The following is a 17,406-nucleotide window of genomic DNA, read 5'->3' on the forward strand; positions in this document are numbered from 1 at the left end:
AGAACCTGATTCGTGCCCGCGCGCGCTGGTGCGCTCCGCCGATCCTGGGGTCCCGACCACCGGAGGCCCTCATGAAGATCGTCCTGCCCCTGCCCCTCACCCTGACGTCCCTGTTCGTCGTCACGCTCACCGGCGGCGCCTTCGAGCCCTGGCACCTGACCGGCCCCCACAGGAAGGCCGCCATGGCCGCGCTCGGCTCCCGCCGCCTGCGGCTCACCCACCACCCCACCCCGTGGAAACCCGCCGCCGTCGCCCTCACCCCCGGCGAGCGCCGCCTGCTGCGACGCTCCAGACAGCACCTCACCGTCTCCTCCGCCGCGCCGCCCCACGACCAACCGGCCGCCGTCCAGGCCGCCAGGGCCGTCGCCCGCGCCCTCGCCCAGGCGTACGGCGGCCTCCTGGCCGACCCGCTGACCGGCGCCGTCCTGCCCGCCCACGACCCGGAGCCCACCGCCTTCCACCTGGCCGACGGCTGGCTCGGCTGGGACGTCCAGGTCCACGACGACGCCACCTGCTCGCCGTGGGACCCGGCGGGCGTCGGATCCTGCGACGGCCTCATGGTCACCTCCCGCGGGCTGCGCAGGTTCGCCCTCCCGGAGATCACCCTCGACGGCGCGGCCTGCGCCCACACCCTGTGCGCCACCAACCTCCTGCGTACGGTGGCCGCCCGCCTGGTCGCCGGCCACCTCGCCTTCGCCGCCGCCCACCCCGGGGCCCGCCGCCGCGCCATCGACGACCACCTCCCCCTCCCGCCCGCCCCCCTCGGCGTCCGGCTCACCCCCTGCGCGCCGGCCCCTTCACCCGGAGGCGGCAGCATCAGACGCCTGAAGGTCGGCCCGGCGGGCGACGCCGGCCCCGTCGCCTACCTCAAGGTCGGCCCCCCGGCCGGCTTCACCGGCTCACTCAACGATTGGCTCTGCGCCACCCAGGCCCCCGCCCGCGCCGCCGTCACCTCCATCGCGGCTTGACGCTCTCCGGCGGGGGAACGACCGGGGCCGGTCGTTCGTAGGACTGATGTGGACCCATTCGAAGACCTCGACCGCAGATTGAGGGAGGCACGCGAGCGCGTCCGCTGGTTCGACCACCTCGCGGCGCGGCGCTCCTCACTCGGGCGGCAGATCCGGGAGGTCGCCGACCTGGTGACCGAGCTGGAGCAGCAGCTGGCCAAGGAACGGCGAGACGTCGAACGCCTGGAGGGCGGCCTGTCCGCGTTCATGGCCAGGCTCACCGGCTCCAGGGAGGAGCGCCTCACCCGGGAGCGGGCCGAGGCGGCGCTCGCGGGGGAGCGCCTCGACGGCCAGCGCGCGAGACTGGAAGCCCTCACCGGCGACCTCGGCGAGACGGAGCGCGACCTCGCCGCCACCGCGGGGGCCGCCGGCGACTACCAGCGGCTGTTGTCCGAGAAGGAGCGCCTCCTCGTCGAGCGGGGCGACCAGCGCGGGCGGCGCCTCATGGAGCTGTCGGGCCTGATGGCCGACACGCAGGCCGACCTGCGCGAGCACGACGAGGCCGTGCAGGCGGGCAAGGCGGCGGGGCAGTGGGTCGGCCACGTGCTGACGCAGCTGGAGCACGCCCGCGGCGCCTCGACCTGGGACATGCTCGGCGGCGGCGTCTTCGCCGACGCCGTCGAGCGGGAGCACCTCGTCACCGCCGACCAGGCCACGTGGCAGGCCCAGCAGGCGCTCGACACGTTCGCGAGGGAGCTGGCCGACCTCGGCTGGGCCGTCCGGCCGAAGATGCCGGAGGTGGACACCCGCTGGTTCGCCGACGTCTTCTTCGACAACATCATCACCGACGCGCTCAAGCACCAGCGCATCAACAGGACCCGCACCGCCGTGGCCGAGATGTCCGCCTGGATCGACGACTCGCTCCGGACGCTCGCCCAGGGCCAGGCCGACCTGACCCGGCGCCTCGGCGACCTCACCGGCGAGCGCGAACACCTGCTCGCCACCTGACCGTCAAGGGACGGCCGCCCAACTATGCCGGGCAGGTCGCATCTCAGCGGCTGAGGACGCGGCGCAAGGCGGACTCCAGCGCGGTGGCCGGTTCGGGGGCGGGGCCGGTGGCGCGCCAGGCGACGTAGCCGTCCGGGCGGACCAGGACCGCCCCGCCCGCGCCGACGCCGTACCGCGACCGCCACTCGCCCTTGACGTCCACCGCGTCGTCGCCGAGCACGACCCTCGACAGCGCGACCCCGAGACGCCTGGACACCAGGCGGCCCGCGTCGGACCAGGACTGCCCGCCCTCGCCGTCGGCCAGGAGCACGAACCCGCCGCCGAACAGGTCGATCGTGGACATCGGGCGGCCCTCCCAGGTCAGCGGCACGTGCGGGGCCCGGCTGCCGGGCCGGCCGGTGGGGTGGCGCGGGTCCTCCAGCAGGGAGCGGTCGTCGTCCGGATCCTCGATGACGGCCGTGGAGTGGTAGCGGGCGCCGAGGACGGCGCCCTGCGGGTCGCCGAGCGGCTCGGGATAGCCGACGCGGGCGGCCGGAGGCATCCGCATGCCGAGGTTGGCCAGCTGGGCGTCGGCGGTCATGACCCCGATCGGGCGGCGTTCGGCGTCGTAGGAGTCCAGGAAGTCCGGCCCCGCCTGACCGGTGATCACCAGCCAGAGGCGCCAGGCCAGGTCGGCGCCGTCCTGCAGCGCGAGGCTGCCGCCCTGGCCGCCGGTGGGCGGCATGGTGTGGGCCGCGTCCCCGGCCAGGAACACCCGGCCCTCGCGGTAGCGCCCGGCCAGCACGTGCGCCATGGCGAAGCTGGTCCGGTCGAGCAGCTTCACCGCCAGGTCGGGCACGCCGGTGGCGACGCGGGCCAGCTCGACGCAGCGTTCGGGGGTGAAGTCGGCCTCGCTCCGGCCCGCGCCGGTGTCGTAGTTGACCGCGAGGACGTGGGCGCCGACCCCGGTGCCGGTGAGGATCACGCCGGTCATCGCGTCGTTCCGCAGGTACCAGAGCGTCACCTCGCGCTCCCGTACTAGCCCTGACAGGTCGGCGTCGAACATGATCGAGCACATCCGCCCGAGCTCGCCCTTGCCCGTCACGGGGATGCCGAGGCTCCGGCGCAGCGGGCTGCGGTAGCCGTCGGCGGCCACCACGTAGTCGGCGCGCACAGTGACCGGCCCGTCGCCGGAGCGGACGGTGGCGGTGACGCCCGCGCCGTCCTGGTGGAGCGCGACCAGCTCGGTGGAGAACCGCAGGTCGGCGCCGAGATCCTCGGCGCGCTCCCGCAGGATGCGCTCCACCTCGGCCTGCGGGGCGCCCACGAGCGCGGCGGGGGTGGCCTCGGCCATGAAGGCGAACTCCTCCCGCTCGTCCGAGACGATCATCTGCGGGTCGGGGTCGTCGAGGGCCGAGGCGATGGCGATGCGCAGGTTGTCGCCGATGCCCGCCCAGATGTCGCACAGCTCCTGCTCGACACCGGGGACGGAGCGAAGCAACTCGACGGCCCGGTGGTTCACGCCGAACGCCTTGGGCTGGAGCGAGGTGCCGGGCCGCCGCTCGACCAGCATGACGGGGATGTCACGCCAGGCCAGGAGCAGGGCCGCGCTCAGACCGGCGTAGCCGCCGCCGACGATCAGAACAGGGACACGGTGGTACGTCATGACGACCTCCCGAGGCACGAGTAATATCGCGATGATCACGATATGTCGCGTCTCGGGAGCGGTCAAGACATATCTCGAACTCAGTCCAGGTGCTTCTCCAGCGACTCCACCTTGCCGGTCATGGCGTCCGTCACGCCGGGGCGCAGGTCGGCCTTGAGCACCAGCCCCACCCGGGGAGCGACCTCCGCCACCGCGTCGACGGCCCGCTTGACGACGTCCATCACCTCGTCCCACTCACCCTCGACGGTGGTGAACATGGCATCCGTGTGGTTCGGCAGCCCGCTCTCCCGCACGACCTTGACGGCCCTGGCGACGGGCTCGGCGACCCCCTCGCCGACGCCGAGCGGGGTGATGGAGAATGCGACGATCACGGCGTGACCTCCTGAGCTCCTGGCGCGGCAGGTCCGCGCCGACGAACGTGGCAGGCCGGACGGTCAGAGGTGGAGGTGCTCGTCCTCCGCCTCCTCCTCGTCCTCGGCCGGGCCCTCGGAGGGCTCGACGCCGAGCATCGCCTCACGCGGCTCGATCTCGTCGATGTGGTCGACGAGCTGCAGCACGTGCTCGGGCTCGATCAGCCACTGGAGGGCGGAGGCGCCGGTCTCGTCGGACTTGACCAGCTCGGCCTGCTCGCTGCGCTCTTCGTCGGTCAGCTCGGCCTCGGGGTGGCGGATCTCCGCCAGGGCCGCCGCCTGCAGGGCGTCCACGTCGAGCACTTCGACCGTCAGCTCGACCGTGAGTCGTAGGAACTTCTGTGCGTCACTCATGCGACGAGCCTAGGGCAGCTTCCACTCCACGGGGGCCGCGCCTTGCTGGGCGAGCAGTTCGTTCGCGCGGCTGAACGGCCGGGAGCCGAAGAACCCGCTGCGCGCCGACAGCGGCGACGGATGGGCGGACTCGACGCGCGGCACGGAGCCCAGCATGGGCGCGAGATTGCGGGCGTCGCGGCCCCACAGGATGGCCACCATCGGCTTCTCACGCGCGACCAGGGCGCGGATGGCCTGCTCGGTGACCTCTTCCCAGCCCTTGCCCCGGTGGGAGGCGGGCTTGCCCGGCATCACCGTCAGCACCCTGTTGAGCAGCAGCACGCCCTGGTCGGCCCAGGGAGTGAGGTCGCCGTTGGCCGGCCTGGGCAGCCCCAGGTCGGACTCCATCTCCTTGTAGATGTTGACCAGGCTGCCGGGCAGCGGCCGCACGTCAGGGGCGACGGAGAACGACAGCCCGACGGGGTGACCCGGGGTGGGGTACGGATCCTGACCCACGATCAGGACCCTGACATCGTCGAAGGGCTGGTTGAAGGCACGCAGCACGTTGGCTCCCGAAGGGAGGTACTGCCTGCCTTCGGCGATCTCGTTGCGGAGGAACTCGCCCATGTGGGCGATGCGCTCGGCCACGGGCTCCAGCGCGCGGGCCCATCCGGCTTCGACGACTTCGTTCAGTGGACGTCCGGCCATGGGCGTTGAGCTTAGCCAGGTCTGGCGGGCGATGCGTACGGAACCCGGAGAAATGATCACCAAGGGCGGGCGCCCGCGCCCCCGCGGGAAGACGGGCGCCCGCTTGGGTCACTTCACCGAGCCGGCCATCATGCCCTGGACGAAGTAACGCTGGAACGCGAAGAACAGCACCAGCGGGATGATCAGCGACAGGAAGGCGCCGGACGAGAGGATGTCCATGTTGGTGCCGAACTGCCGCATCTGGGACTGGAGGTACTTGGTCATCGGCTGGTTCGCCGGGTTGGCGTAGACCAGCGCGATCAGCATGTCGTTCCACACCCAGAGGAACTGGAAGATGCCGAGCGAGGCGATGGCGGGCTTGCCCAGCGGGAACACCACCGACACGAAGATCCGCCACTCCGGCGCCCCGTCCATCCGCGCCGCCTCCAGCAGGGAGGCCGGGATGCCGATGAAGAAGTTACGGAGCAGGAAGATCGCGAACGGCAGCCCGAACGCCACGTGGAAGAGCACGACGCCGGGGATCGAGCCGAAGATCCCGACCTGGCCGTAGAGCGCGGCCACGGGGATCAGCGCGATCTGGATCGGCACGATCAGCAGCCCGACCACGACCAGGAACAGCAGGTCCCGGCCGGGGAACTCCATCCAGGCGAACGCGTACGCCGCCATGGCCGCGATGCCGATGACCAGGATCGTGGTCGGCACCGTGATGGCCACGGTGTTCCAGAAGGACGCCCCGAAGCCGCCGGCCAGCAGGTCGGCGTAGTTGGCGATGGTGATCTCGGCGGGCTTGGTGAAGATCGTCCACCAGCCCTCGGCGTTGTTGACCTCGGTCGTGCGCAGCGAGACCACCAGCAGGCCCAGGGTGGGCACCAGCCAGAACAGGCCGAGCAGGATCATCACGACCTGGACGACGCCGCTGCCGAGGCGGTCGACGATGCGTCCGGCCAGGTTTCGCCGTGGCGCGCCGGCGTGGCTCTGCGCCGGGGCCGTGGCCGTGGCCGTGGTCATGACTCACCCCTCTTGAACCTGCGGATGTTCATGATCATGAAGGGCAGGACCAGGATCAGCAGGAAGACGGCCAGCGCGCTGCCGAGCCCCTGGTTGTTCCCGCCGCCGAACGCGACCCGCCACATCTCCAGCGCGATCACGTTCGCCTCCGGCTGAACCGACGGCGGTGCGATGATGAACACCAGGTCGAACACCTTCAACGTATTGATGATCATCGTCACGAAGACGACGAGCAGCACCGGCGACAGCAACGGCACCGTGATCCTGCGGAACACCTGCCATTCGGTGGCGCCGTCGATGCGGGCCGCCTCCAGCGCGTCACGCGGGATGGCCGCCAGGCCGGCCGCGATCAGCACCATGGCGAACCCGGCCCACACCCAGACGAACGCCCCGATGATCGCCGGTGTGATGAGCGTCGGGCCGAGCCAGGTCAGGCCGTTGTAGGCGGCCGTGAAGTTCTCCTGCGGCAGCCGTACCTCGTAGGAGCCCGAGGGCAGGCCGTCGAACCGGAACGATCCGTCAGCGGCCGTCGTGGCGGTCGCCGCCACCTCGCCGTCGCTCACGGCCTCCACGGTCATCCCGGGCAGGCCCTTCTCCGTGGGGTCCGGCTGGCCGTTCACGCCGCCGCCGCCCGGGGTGAAGTCGAACCACACCGTGCCCGACAGCCCGTCGCCGCCGGTCGCCGCGACCGCCGGCTGGGCGTCCGCGGGCATCACCTCCGGCTTGACGCCCACGATCGGGATCAGCACGGTCTGGCCGGACTCCACCGGCTGCTTGGTGACGACCGAGCCGTCCTCCTGGGCGGCCACCGGTGACTGGTCGCCCTCGCGGGCGCGCGCCTCCGGATAGCCCTGGGAGGAGGAGAACGTGTCGTGCACCACGGTCATGATGGCGTTGGCCACGCCCTTGTCCGGGTCCTCGTCGTACACGAGGCGGAAGATGACGCCGGCGGCCATCAGCGAGACGGCCATCGGCATGAAGACGATCAGCTTGAACGCGGTCGCCCACTTGATGCGCTCGGTCAGCACCGCGAAGATCAGGCCGATCGTGGTGACCACGATCGGGGCGACGATCACCCAGATCAGGTTGTTGCGGATGGTCTTCAGCGTCCCGGCGTCACTGAAGATCGTCCCGTAGTTCTCCAGCCCGACGAACACCTGGTTGGTGGAGTCGTACATGCTGCGGACGATCGAGTATCCGATCGGGTAGACCACCCAGATGCCGAGGAGCAGGGCCGCCGGCAGCAGGAAGACGATGGCGATCGTGGGTGACGGGCCGAGGCGTCGTCGTGTGCGGGGGGTATCAGCCGGTCCCGAGGTAGGCCCGCCCGTGTCGTCCACGGGCGGGTCCTGGGGGCCGTCCAACCTTTCGGTCACGGCCATGCCTCTTTACTTCCAGGCCTTCTTGGCCTCTGCTTCGAGCGCCTCCTGGGCGCCCTTGACGTCACTCGGGTCGCGCAGGAAGTCCTGCAGGACCTTCCACTCGCCCTTGCCGTCGGTGCCGCCGAAGGCGCTCGGCGCGAGGTCGGACATGTCGTAGCGGACCGACTCACCGGCCGTGACGATCGTCTGGCCGAGCTGCTTGGTCATCTCGTTCGGGTAGTTGTCGGGGGAGACGTTCCTGTTGGGGGACAGGTAGCCGGGCAGCTTGGCCCAGACCTCGCCGCCCTCCTTGGAGGCCAGGAACTGCAGCAGCGCCATGGCGCCGGGGGAGTCCTTCATGGCCACCGCGACGTCACCGCCGAGCACGACCGGAGCGGTGTCGCCCACCTTCGGGAACGGGAAGTACTTGGCCTCCTCGCCGACCTTGGCGCCCGACTCCTCGGCCGTGACGGCGACGAAGTCGGCCTCGATCACCATCGCGGCTTCCTTCTCGCCGTAGACCTTGGTGACGCAGGTCGGGAAGTCGGTCTGCAGCGCGCCGGAGGTGCCGCCCGCGACGAACTCCTTCTTGCCGGCGATCTGCGCGATCTTCTCCAGGGCCGTGGCCACACTGGGGTCGGTCCAGGGGATCTCGTGCTTGGAGAGCTGGTCGTACTTCTCCGGGCCGGCCGAGGACAGGTAGACGTTCTCGAACAGGTCGGTCAGCGTCCAGCCGGAGGCGCCGCAGAACGAGAACGGCGCGGTGCCGGAGTCGGCGATCGTCTGCGAGGCGGTCACCAGCTCGTCCCACGTGGTCGGCGGCTGCACGCCGGCGTCCTCGAAGGCCTTCGACTGGTACCAGACCAGCGACTTGTGCGCCGCCTTGATCAGCACGCCGTACACCTGGCCGTCGGCGGAGCCGAGCTCCTTCCAGTATTCGGTGTAGTTGGCGTCGATCTCCTTGGTGACGTCCTCGGTGAGCGGCTTGAGCGCCTTCTGCTCGGCGTACTGCTGGACCAGGCCCGGCTGCGGCAGGATCGCCACGTCGGGCGGGCTGCCGCCCTGGATGCGCGGGCCGAGGTAGGCGCCGGTGTCCTCACCGGTGGAGGCATAGGTGACCTTGGCGCCGGTCTTGTCGGAGAAGGCCTTGAGCACCTGCTCGAAGTTCTTCTGCTCCTCGCCGGTCCACTTGGCGGCGACTTCGAGCGTGACGCCTTCGAGCGTCTTGGCGCCGCCGCTCTCGCTGGCGGCGGGAGCGGACTCGGTCGGCTGGGAGGTCGTCGGGGCGTTGCCGCCGCAGGCGGTCACCGCCAGCGCCAGTCCGGCCAGAATCGCTGTTGCTCTGCCTTTACGCATGGCTTGCCTCACTGGGTTCTGATGATCTCTTCGAGTTCAGCTTTCAGCGAGGCCGCCACGTCGTTCGCGGACTCGCTGATCGGGGGGGTGAGCGCTTTGGCGACCGTGCTCGCGATCACCAGGCTGAGCTGGTTGTAGTGCGGGCTCGCCGCGCGCGGCTCGGCGGCGAGGATGCTCTCCTTGAGTACGGGCAGGTACGGAAAGCGCTCGATGAGCTCTGGGTCGTCGTAGAGCTCGGTCCACACCGGCGGGAACGACCCCTCGGTGAGGACCCGGCGCTCGTTCTCCAGGCTCGTGAAGTAACGGATGAACTCCGTCGCGGTCTGCTGGTGCTGCGAGTAGGCGCTGATGGCCAGGTTGATGCCGCCCAGCGAGCTGCTCCCCGGCCCGTCGGGGCCCGGCAGCGTGGTGACCGCGACCTTGTCGCCGAGCCTGTTCCTGGCCGGCCCGTAGGCGTGCGGCCAGTTGCGGGCGAAGGCGAGCCGGCCTTCCTGGAAGGCCAGGCGGGACTCCTCCTCCTTGTAGTTGAGCGACTCCTCGGGGATCCAGCCTTCGCGCAGGCCCTGCTGGAGGAACTCCAGCGCGGTCGTCGCGGCGGCGGGTTCGAGGGTCACCCTGGTGCCGTCGGCGCTGAGGATCTGGCCTCCCGCCGACTGCACGGCCTCGGAGAAGTTGACGGTCAGTCCCTCGTACGCGAGGAACTGTCCGGCATAACCCTCGATATCGTGCTTTTTCGTGATCTTTTGGGTCTGTTCGCGAAGTTCCGCCCACGTGCGCGGCGGCTTCTTCACCAGGTCGGTGCGGTAGTAGAGCAGCCCCGCGTTGCTCGTGTACGGGACCGCCCACAGCTTGTCCTTGTAGATCGCGGTCTTCACGACAGGCGGCAGGAACTTGTCGAGCGGGAAGGACCCGCGCTCCAAGGGGATGATCCAGCCGTTCTCCGCGAACTCCGCGGTCCACACCACGTCCAGCCCGAGCACGTCGTAACGGGTGCTGCGGGCCTGCAAGTTGGCCACCATCTGGGCGCGCTGCTCGTCGGCCGCCTCGGGCAGCTCGATGAGCGTCACCTTTTCGGCCGGGTGGGCCTGGTTCCAGCGATCCAGCAAGGGTTGAAGGTACGCCGTGGTGTCGCGCCCGGTGGCGAACGTGATCGGGCCGGTGCTTCCCGCCCGGGACTCGCCGCCACCGTCATCGCCCGTCGCCGCGCACCCTCCGGACGCCGCGAGGACGGCCAGGACGATCGCCAGACGACGGAGCACCGGTTTTTCCCTCCTTGTGCACGGGGGTTACATACGTGTTAGGTAGATGCATTCATGTTATGCACACCGGTAATCTGGTGGTCAACGGCAAGCCATGTAACGCATCCGTAACACACGGGGAGGTGAGGCGGTGCGGCTTCACCTGCTGGCGCTTCTGGCCAAGGAGCCTGCCCACGGCTACGAACTGAAACAGGACCTTGAACAGACCTTCGGAAGCGCCTACCCGTCGCCCAACATCGGGCAGATCTATGTGACGTTGGGCCGGCTGGAGAAGGACGGCCTGGTGAGAGCCGTCGACGTCGAGCAGTCCAACCGGCCGAACAAGAAGGTCTACTACCTCACGGCCAAGGGCCGCGACGTGCTCCACCTGTGGGTCGACGAGCCGACCGAGGGTCCGCGGGTGCGCGACGAGTTCTTCATGAAGCTGGTGCTGGCCCCGATGACCGGCATCGCCGACCGGATGGTGCTGATCAACCGGCAGCGCCGCCACTACCTGTCGCTGATGAAGGACCTCAACGAACTGCTCGACCGCACCTCTCCGGATGACAAGATCGCCATACTGCTCATCGAAGGTGCGATGCTCCACCTTCAGGCCGATCTCGACTGGCTCGAACGTTGTCAGGAGGACCTCGCATGAGTGACGAGGCCGTGCTCAAGGCGATCAACCTGGTGAAGATCTACTCCGGCGGCGCGGTGCCGGTGCCCGCCGTGCGCGGCGTGGACCTCCAGGTCGACGCGGGGGAGTTCGTGGCCGTGATGGGCCCTTCGGGGTCCGGGAAGTCGACGCTCGTCCACATGCTCGGCGGCCTCGACTCCCGCACCAGCGGCGAGATCTGGCTTGACGGCAAGCGGGCCGACACCCTCTCCGAGAGCGCCTGGGCGCTGCTGCGCCGCAAGAAGATCGGCTTCGTCTTCCAGTTCTTCAACCTGGTCGCCAACATGACCGTGGCCGACAACGTCGAGCTGCCCGCGCTGCTGGCCGGGGCCTCGCCCAGGGAGGCCCGCGAGCGCCGCGAGGACCTCCTGGGCGCGCTCAACCTCGGCGACCGGGCCGACGCCTCGCCCGCCCAGCTCTCCGGCGGCGAGCAGCAGCGGGTCGCGCTCGCCCGCGCGCTCGCCAACCAGCCCAGCGTGCTGCTGGCCGACGAGCCCACCGGCAACCTCGACAGCCGCAACACCCGCGACGTGCTCCGCCTGCTCGGCCGGGTCCACAAGGACGGCCAGACGATCGTCATGGTCACCCACGACGCTCGCGTGGCCGCGCTCGCCGACCGGGTGGTCAGCCTGCTCGACGGTGAGATCGTGGACGACGGCCGCATCGCCAGGCCCCGCCGGCGCACCGTCGGAGAAGTGATCGACCTGCGATGAGCACCGCACGCGCGGGCAGCCGCTGGATCAGGGCGGACCTGCGGGCCAGGAAGGGCCAGGCGACGCTGACCGTGCTCGCCGTGGCCGGCATCGTGGCCGCCCTGATCACCGCGGTGACCCTCCTGGAGGACTCCACCAACCCGTGGCGCGGCCTGTTCGCCCAGACCGAAGGCGCCCACGTCTGGCTCTACACCCGCGACAACACCGCCCAGCTGGCCGGCGTGCAGGCGCTCGACGGGGTGACGGCCACCGCCGGCCCGTACCGGTCGGCCCCCGTCACCGCGCTGCAGGACGGCAAGCGCGAGCCAGCCTCGCTGCGCGCGATGCCCGCCACGCCGCCCCGCGTGGCGCATCCCGCGGTCGTCGAGGGCGGCTGGCTCGACCCCGCGCAGCCCGACGGCGTGGTCGTCGAACGCTCCTTCGCCCGCGAACTGCGGCTGCGGATCGGCGCCCCGTTCACCGTCGTCGCGCTCAGCGGCCAGCGCCACACCCTGTACGTGCGCGGCATCGCCGACTCCGCCGACCAGGGCTTCTACCCGGAGTGGACCCCCGGCCTGGGCTGGGTGCTGCCCGAGGCGCTCGACCGGATCGAGCCGATGCTGGGCCGCAGCGAGTGGGTGACCGGGCTGCGGCTGGCCGACGCCGACGCCGCCCAGGTGGTCTCCCAGCGGGTCGTCGTCATGCTCGACGACCAGCTCCAGCGGCTCTACACCTGGCGCGAGATCCGGGCCGCCATGGAGCTCGACAACCGGCTGCTCGGCACCATGCTCGCGCTGTTCGGCGTGGGCGGCCTGGTGGCGGCGGCGCTCGCGCTGGCCAACGCGGCCGGCGGGCGCGTGCTGGGCCAGCTCCGCGACCTGGCGACGCTCAAGTCCATGGGCTTCACCCGCGGCCAGGTCGCGCTGCTGCTGCTCGTCGAGCACGGCGCGCTCGGCCTGATCGGCGTCGCGCTCGGCACGGTCGCCGGCTGGGCGGTCACCGCTCTGGCCGTCGGCGCCAGCTCCGTCGCGCCGATACCCGTGCTCACCATCGTCGCCGGCACCGCCCTGGCCGTGCTGGCCGCGGTCGGCGTGCCGGCCTGGCGCGGCGGGCGCACCCCGCCCATCCCGGCCGCGCCCTCCCAGCCGCCCGGCGGCCGCCTGTCCAGGCTGGCCAGGCTCGCGCTGCTGGTACGGCTGCCGCCCGCGCTCGTGCTGGGCACCAGAGACGCCTTCACCCGCCGGGTGCCCGCGTTCCTGACCGTGTTCGGGCTGGCCGTGCCGATGATGATGATCACGATCGGGCTGGGCGTGTGGGCCACGCTCGACAACTTCGCCCGCAATCCCGAGCAGGTCGGCCAGCACGCCTCGCTCTACGTGCGCCCCGGCAAGCTGGAGGCGGCCCAGGCCGCGCGGCTGGCCGGCGCCGACCGCGACGTGGCCGCCGTCTATCCCGGCACCGACGTGAACGCGCTGGCGCCCGGCGAGGGCCGGTCCGTCCGGGTGCGGGCGGTCGGCGGCTCCGCCTCCGACCGCTACCCGTTCCCGGTCGTCGAGGGCCGCATGTACGCCGAGCCCGGCGAGGCCGTGGCCGGGCAGGGGCTGCTCGACCTGCTCGGCGTGAAGATCGGCGACCGGGTGCGGCTGACCGTGGGCGGCTCGCCGCTGATCGTGCGCGTCGTCGGCCGCACCGTCGAGCCCGACCAGGACGGCGAGGTGCTGTCGGTCGGCCTCGACAGCCTGGCGGCCAAGGACTCCGTGCCGCCTGAGTACTACGCGCTCGCCCTGCACCCGGGGGCGAGCCGCGACGAGGTGGCGGCCCGGCTGCTGGCGGAGTCAGGGGAGAACCTGGAGGTGCAGGCCGCGGTCAACCCCGCCGACCGGCTGGCGATGATCCGGGTGGTGATCGTGGCGCTGACCGCCGTGCTCACCCTGATCGGGCTGGCCAACCTGCTCACCGCGAGCGCGCTCGGGCTGCGCGACCACGCCGCGGACCTGGCCGTGCTGAAGGCGATGGGGCTGACACCCCGCCAGGTGATGGCCACCCTCGTGACCGGCACCGGCCTGCTGGTGGTGCTGGGCGTCGTGGCGGGGGCCGCGGCCGGGGCCTCGGTGGCGACCGGGCTGATCGACCTGCAGGGGCACACCAGCGGGGTGGGCGCCGGGATCGGCCGCCCGCCCTCACCGGTGACGCTGGCCCTGGCGGTGCTGCTGGCCGTGGGCACCGCCCTCGCGGTGGCGCTCATCCCGGCCCGCCGCGCGGCCCGCGCCCAGGTGCCGATCACCGCCCGCTGACCTGCGGAAACGCCACCGCCCGGTGACCAGGTGACTGGTCACCGGGCGGTGATCGGTCAGCGCGACGCCTCTCGCCGCAGCGCGAACCAGTAGAAGCCGTGACCCGGCAGGGTCAGCAGGTAGGGCAGGGCGCCGATCACCGGGAAGTGCACGCCGCCGCGCGCCTCCACCGGCGTCATGCCCTCGAACCGGCGCAGGTCCAGCTCCACCGGCTGCGGGAACTTCGACAGGTTGTTCACGCAGAGCATCACGTCGTCGCCCTCCTCACGCACGTACGTGAGGACCGACGGGTTGGACGACCACATCTCCGTGTACGAGCCGGTGCCGAACACCGGGTGGTCGCGCCGGATCTGCAGCATCTTGCGGGTGAAGTGGAGCAGTGACCCCTCGCTGCGCTGCTGGGCCTCCACGTTGATGGCCTGGTAGCCGTAGATCGGGTCCATGACCACCGGCAGGTAGAGCCGGCCCGGATCGCCGGTGGAGAAGCCCGCGTTGCGGTCGGGGCTCCACTGCATCGGCGTGCGCACCGAGTCGCGGTCCTCCAGCCAGATGTTGTCGCCCATGCCGATCTCGTCGCCGTAGTACATGACGGGCGAGCCGGGCAGCGACAGCAGCAGGGCGGTGAACAGCTCGATCCGGTCGCGGTCGTTGTCGAGCAACGGCGCCAGCCGGCGGCGGATGCCGAGGTAGGCCCGCATCCGCGGGTCCTTGGCGTACTCGCTGTGCATGTAGTCGCGCTCTTCCTCGGTCACCGTCTCGAGCGTCAGCTCGTCGTGGTTGCGGAGGAAGATGCCCCACTGCGCGGTGTCCGGCAGCTTCGGCGTACGGGACATGATCTCGGAGATCGGCTCCCGGGTCTCCTTCTTCACCGCCATGTAGATGCGCGGCATCAGCGGGAAGTGGAAGGCCATGTGGCACTCGTCGCCGCCGACCGTCGGGTCGCCGAAGTACTCGACGACGTCCTCCGGCCAGCCGTTGGCCTCGGCCAGCAGCACCCGGTCAGGGTAGAGGCGGTCGACCTCGGCCCGGACCTTCTTCAGGTAGGCGTGCGTCTCCGGCAGGCCGGCGCAGGCGGTGCCCTCGCGCTCGAACAGGTACGGCACCGCGTCCAGCCGGAACCCGTCGATGCCCAGGTCGAGCCAGAAGCGCAGCACCTCCAGCATGGCCTCCTGCACCGCCGGGTTGTCATAGTTGAGATCCGGCTGGTGATGGAAGAACCGGTGCCAGTAGTACTGCTTGCGCACAGGGTCCCAGGTCCAGTTGGACTCCTCGGCGCCGACGAAGATGATCGGCGCGTCGGGGTAGCCCGTCGGCTCGTCCGACCAGACGTAGAAGTCGCCGTACGGGCCCTCAGGGTCGTGACGGGACGCCTGGAACCAGGGATGCCGATCAGAGGTGTGGTTCATCACCAGGTCGGTGATGATCCGCAGGCCGCGTTCGTGGGCGGCCTCCACCAGTTGGATGAAATCGGCGAGATCCCCGAAGTCCGGCAGGATCTTCATGTAGTCGGAGATGTCGTAGCCGCCGTCGCGCAGCGGCGATTCGTAGAGCGGCAACAACCAGAGGCAGTCGACGCCCAGCCACTCGAGATAGTCGAGCTTCTCGACGAGGCCGCGAAGATCTCCGGTGCCGTCGCCGTTGGAGTCCTTGAACCCCCGGACGAGAACCTCGTAGAACACCGCCCGCTTGTACCAAGCCGGATCTTCCGAGATGAAGTTCTCGGCCACCGGCTCCGGTGATGGGGATGCGTTGATCATGTGTCGCTCACAGAAGGAGATGTGGGCAGGACGAAGTCACCGGGTACCCCGGCGTTCATATCTGGTGACCGCGCCGCGTGGAGTCGTCATCCCTGCGAATCCATGCCCTTGACAGGCCCGGATTTGTGATCCGGTGCCCGCTTGTGCGGCGCTTACGGGCCGAACACTACCAGCCCGTTGGCTTTCCGGAACCCGCTTGTGGTGTGCCAGCTGTAATACCCCGGAGATCCCTGCGTAACCGTGATGTTACTGGCTGTTCTTCTCGGTGTAACTAGAACGGGGCAGAGAGGTCATCCAGGTCGTTTTCGAAGTCACTCAGCCAGAGACCGAAAAGCACCAGCCCGCGCACCCAGAACCGGTCGTTCCACCCGTTGAACCGGGTCAGCGCGTCGGGCCCGTCGGCGACCAGCGCGTGCAGCTCATCCGACAGCAGGCCGGGCACCCGCGTGGCGACCACCCGCAGCATCCGGTGGGAGTAGTCGCGCGCGGGGGCGGCCGTGGAGCGCAGCGCCACCCGCCGCAGCGGCTGCTTGATCACGTTGGTCGAGGGCAGCGCCGCCACCCGCGGGTCGGCGGCGTGCAGCACCTCGCGGTAGAAGCGGCCCTTGTCCTTGCGGGCCACGCCCACCGACAGGGCCGCGTCGAAGAAGTCCGGGTGGATGAACGGCGCCGCGAACGACGCCTCAGGCCCCACCAGGTTGACCGCCGAGCGGGCGATGCCGCGCACCGTGCGGGTGTGGAGCACCGACAGCGGCAGCTCGGCCCGGTGGCCGTGGAGCATCGAGGTGGCCGCCGCGAACTGCTCGCGCACCGTCTCGTCGATCCACGCTTCGGCCGCCTCCGACAGGAACGGCTGAGAAGGCGCCCCGAGGCTGAGCGAGCCCAGCACGGCCGCCGACCGCTCGGCCTGGCTGGTGGCCTCCAGGGCGGCGCCGCTGACCATGAAGTTCTTCAGCAGCGGACCGCCCGCCAGCCCGTCGACCAGGATGCGGCCCGACGTGTGGACCTCCTTGGCGAACGGGGCGTACCACGCGTGGTGCGGCGTCAGGTATTCGAGCCTGCGCGCCACCTCCGCGGCGTCGTCCGGGTACGAGGCCGCGTCCTGGGTGATCACCCGGTGCGGGATGCCCAGCTCGCCGGTGATCGCCCTGGCGAAGGCGATGTCGGTGTCGGTGCCGTCGTCGGGGCTCGTGGTCCACGACTCCACGTCGAACCCCCGGGCCTTGGCCACGCTGCCCAGCAGCCGGGAGTCGTAACCGCCGCTGATCGGCACCAGCAGCTTGCGGCCGTCGTAGTCCTTGTAGACGTCGTGCAGCAGCTCCACGATCTCGCCCGCGCCGACCCACGTCTCGTAGGGCTCGCTGCGCAGCCAGCGCGGCAGCCTGCGCTCGGTCGACAGCCGCTCGCCGTCCCAGACCAGCGCGCTGGAGCCCGGCAGCCGCTTGATCTCCCGGTAAGGAGTCGCCTCGCCCAGCGGGAACGTCACCCGCAGGATCGACGCCCAGGCCGACCAGTCGATCTCCAGCGGCACCAGGGCCATCAGGGGCTGGATCAGGGACGAGAAGTAGACCGCCTCGCCGATCCGTACGTAATAGACGTCGACCAGCCCGAGCGCGCCGGTGTGCAGCGTGGTGCGCGGGCCGTCGCCGATCAGGCCGGGCGTCTCGTACGTCTCCGCGACCGCCATCCAGTCGGCGGCCCGTTCCGAGCGGGCGGCGGGCGGCCTGCGCTCTCCCCAGGAGAACGCGAACGCCTCGCCGGAACGCTGGTAGGGAGGCAGCGGGGCGGAGCTGAACAGCGCCGCCTCGGCCGTCTGGAGCGCGGGGCGCACGCGAGGGCCGGCGGAGGACAGTTTGCCGACGAGGGCGCTGTCGATCCGTCCGAGACCGCCGCAGACATAGGGCCGCACGATGAACTGCACCGGATCTCTTCCCTTCGAGCCGCTTCCCGCAAAAGAGTATCCTTTGCCGGGC

General features: G+C 70.7%; 15 protein-coding genes. 5 read left to right on the plus strand and 10 right to left on the minus strand.

Going from position 1 to position 17,406, the window contains the following annotated elements; genetic code table 11:
* Positions 1 to 71 precede the first annotated feature (71 nt).
* Both ACZ6YG_RS22290 and ACZ6YG_RS22295 read left to right on the plus strand, forming a co-directional pair.
* The gene (locus ACZ6YG_RS22290) at positions 72 to 968 is read left to right on the plus strand and encodes a hypothetical protein (protein WP_466019100.1); all 897 of its coding nucleotides are present in this window, start codon (positions 72 to 74) and stop codon (positions 966 to 968) included.
* 48 nt (positions 969 to 1,016) lie between these two features.
* Positions 1,017 to 1,955 (plus strand): hypothetical protein, encoded by a 939-nt coding sequence (locus tag ACZ6YG_RS22295; RefSeq protein ID WP_466019101.1) that lies wholly within the window; start codon positions 1,017 to 1,019, stop codon positions 1,953 to 1,955.
* Between the two features lie 43 nt (positions 1,956 to 1,998).
* On the opposite strand, the gene ACZ6YG_RS22300 is transcribed toward ACZ6YG_RS22295, so the two are convergent.
* The 8 genes from ACZ6YG_RS22300 to ACZ6YG_RS22335 all read right to left on the minus strand — a co-directional run bounded on the left by ACZ6YG_RS22300 (position 1,999) and on the right by ACZ6YG_RS22335 (position 10,035).
* The gene (locus ACZ6YG_RS22300; protein WP_466019102.1) at positions 1,999 to 3,600 is read right to left on the minus strand and encodes an FAD-dependent monooxygenase; all 1,602 of its coding nucleotides are present in this window, start codon (positions 3,598 to 3,600) and stop codon (positions 1,999 to 2,001) included.
* 80 nt (positions 3,601 to 3,680) lie between these two features.
* Positions 3,681 to 3,971 carry an MTH1187 family thiamine-binding protein gene (locus ACZ6YG_RS22305; protein ID WP_271275450.1) on the minus strand — a complete coding sequence of 97 codons (291 nt, stop codon included), beginning with the start codon at positions 3,969 to 3,971 and terminating at the stop codon, positions 3,681 to 3,683.
* A 63-nt stretch (positions 3,972 to 4,034) separates the two neighbouring features.
* On the minus strand, positions 4,035 to 4,364 hold the full coding sequence (locus ACZ6YG_RS22310) for a hypothetical protein (RefSeq protein WP_148033944.1): 330 nt from the start codon (positions 4,362 to 4,364) through the stop codon (positions 4,035 to 4,037).
* Between the two features lie 9 nt (positions 4,365 to 4,373).
* On the minus strand, positions 4,374 to 5,051 hold the full coding sequence (locus ACZ6YG_RS22315) for a uracil-DNA glycosylase (RefSeq protein WP_148033943.1): 678 nt from the start codon (positions 5,049 to 5,051) through the stop codon (positions 4,374 to 4,376).
* Positions 5,052 to 5,159: 108 nt separating this feature from the next.
* Entirely contained in the window at positions 5,160 to 6,059 is a 900-nt protein-coding gene (locus tag ACZ6YG_RS22320) for a carbohydrate ABC transporter permease (protein ID WP_148033942.1), read from the minus strand.
* On the minus strand, positions 6,056 to 7,435 hold the full coding sequence (locus tag ACZ6YG_RS22325; protein WP_364226312.1) for an ABC transporter permease: 1,380 nt from the start codon (positions 7,433 to 7,435) through the stop codon (positions 6,056 to 6,058). The genes ACZ6YG_RS22320 and ACZ6YG_RS22325 overlap by 4 nt, the downstream gene beginning before the upstream one ends.
* A gap of 12 nt (positions 7,436 to 7,447) precedes the next feature.
* Positions 7,448 to 8,776 (minus strand): ABC transporter substrate-binding protein, encoded by a 1,329-nt coding sequence (locus ACZ6YG_RS22330; RefSeq protein ID WP_148033940.1) that lies wholly within the window; start codon positions 8,774 to 8,776, stop codon positions 7,448 to 7,450.
* A gap of 8 nt (positions 8,777 to 8,784) precedes the next feature.
* A complete protein-coding gene (locus ACZ6YG_RS22335; protein WP_271275448.1) occupies positions 8,785 to 10,035 on the minus strand; it encodes an ABC transporter substrate-binding protein in 1,251 nt (416 codons plus the stop codon).
* A 130-nt stretch (positions 10,036 to 10,165) separates the two neighbouring features.
* Here ACZ6YG_RS22335 and ACZ6YG_RS22340 point away from each other — a divergent pair, with 130 nt between their 5' ends.
* Genes ACZ6YG_RS22340 through ACZ6YG_RS22350 form a run of 3 tightly spaced genes read left to right on the plus strand, consistent with a single transcriptional unit; the run spans position 10,166 to position 13,676 of the window.
* The gene (locus ACZ6YG_RS22340) at positions 10,166 to 10,672 is read left to right on the plus strand and encodes a PadR family transcriptional regulator (RefSeq protein WP_148033938.1); all 507 of its coding nucleotides are present in this window, start codon (positions 10,166 to 10,168) and stop codon (positions 10,670 to 10,672) included.
* Positions 10,669 to 11,403, plus strand: a complete 735-nt coding sequence (locus tag ACZ6YG_RS22345) for an ABC transporter ATP-binding protein (protein WP_148033937.1) — start codon at positions 10,669 to 10,671, stop codon at positions 11,401 to 11,403. Before ACZ6YG_RS22340 ends, ACZ6YG_RS22345 begins: the two co-directional genes overlap by 4 nt.
* The gene (locus ACZ6YG_RS22350) at positions 11,400 to 13,676 is read left to right on the plus strand and encodes an ABC transporter permease (protein WP_466019103.1); all 2,277 of its coding nucleotides are present in this window, start codon (positions 11,400 to 11,402) and stop codon (positions 13,674 to 13,676) included. Before ACZ6YG_RS22345 ends, ACZ6YG_RS22350 begins: the two co-directional genes overlap by 4 nt.
* Positions 13,677 to 13,732: 56 nt before the next feature.
* Here the strand turns inward: ACZ6YG_RS22350 and treS are convergent, their stop codons facing one another.
* Both treS and ACZ6YG_RS22360 read right to left on the minus strand, forming a co-directional pair.
* Entirely contained in the window at positions 13,733 to 15,433 is a 1,701-nt protein-coding gene (treS, locus tag ACZ6YG_RS22355) for a maltose alpha-D-glucosyltransferase (RefSeq protein ID WP_148033935.1), read from the minus strand.
* A 271-nt stretch (positions 15,434 to 15,704) separates the two neighbouring features.
* Positions 15,705 to 17,354: an asparagine synthetase B family protein gene (locus ACZ6YG_RS22360; RefSeq protein ID WP_466019104.1), complete on the minus strand. Its 1,650-nt coding sequence runs from the start codon at positions 17,352 to 17,354 to the stop codon at positions 15,705 to 15,707.
* Between the last annotated feature and the right edge of the window lie 52 nt (positions 17,355 to 17,406).

It is taken from the genome of Nonomuraea sp. NPDC054003 (assembly GCF_055585125.1).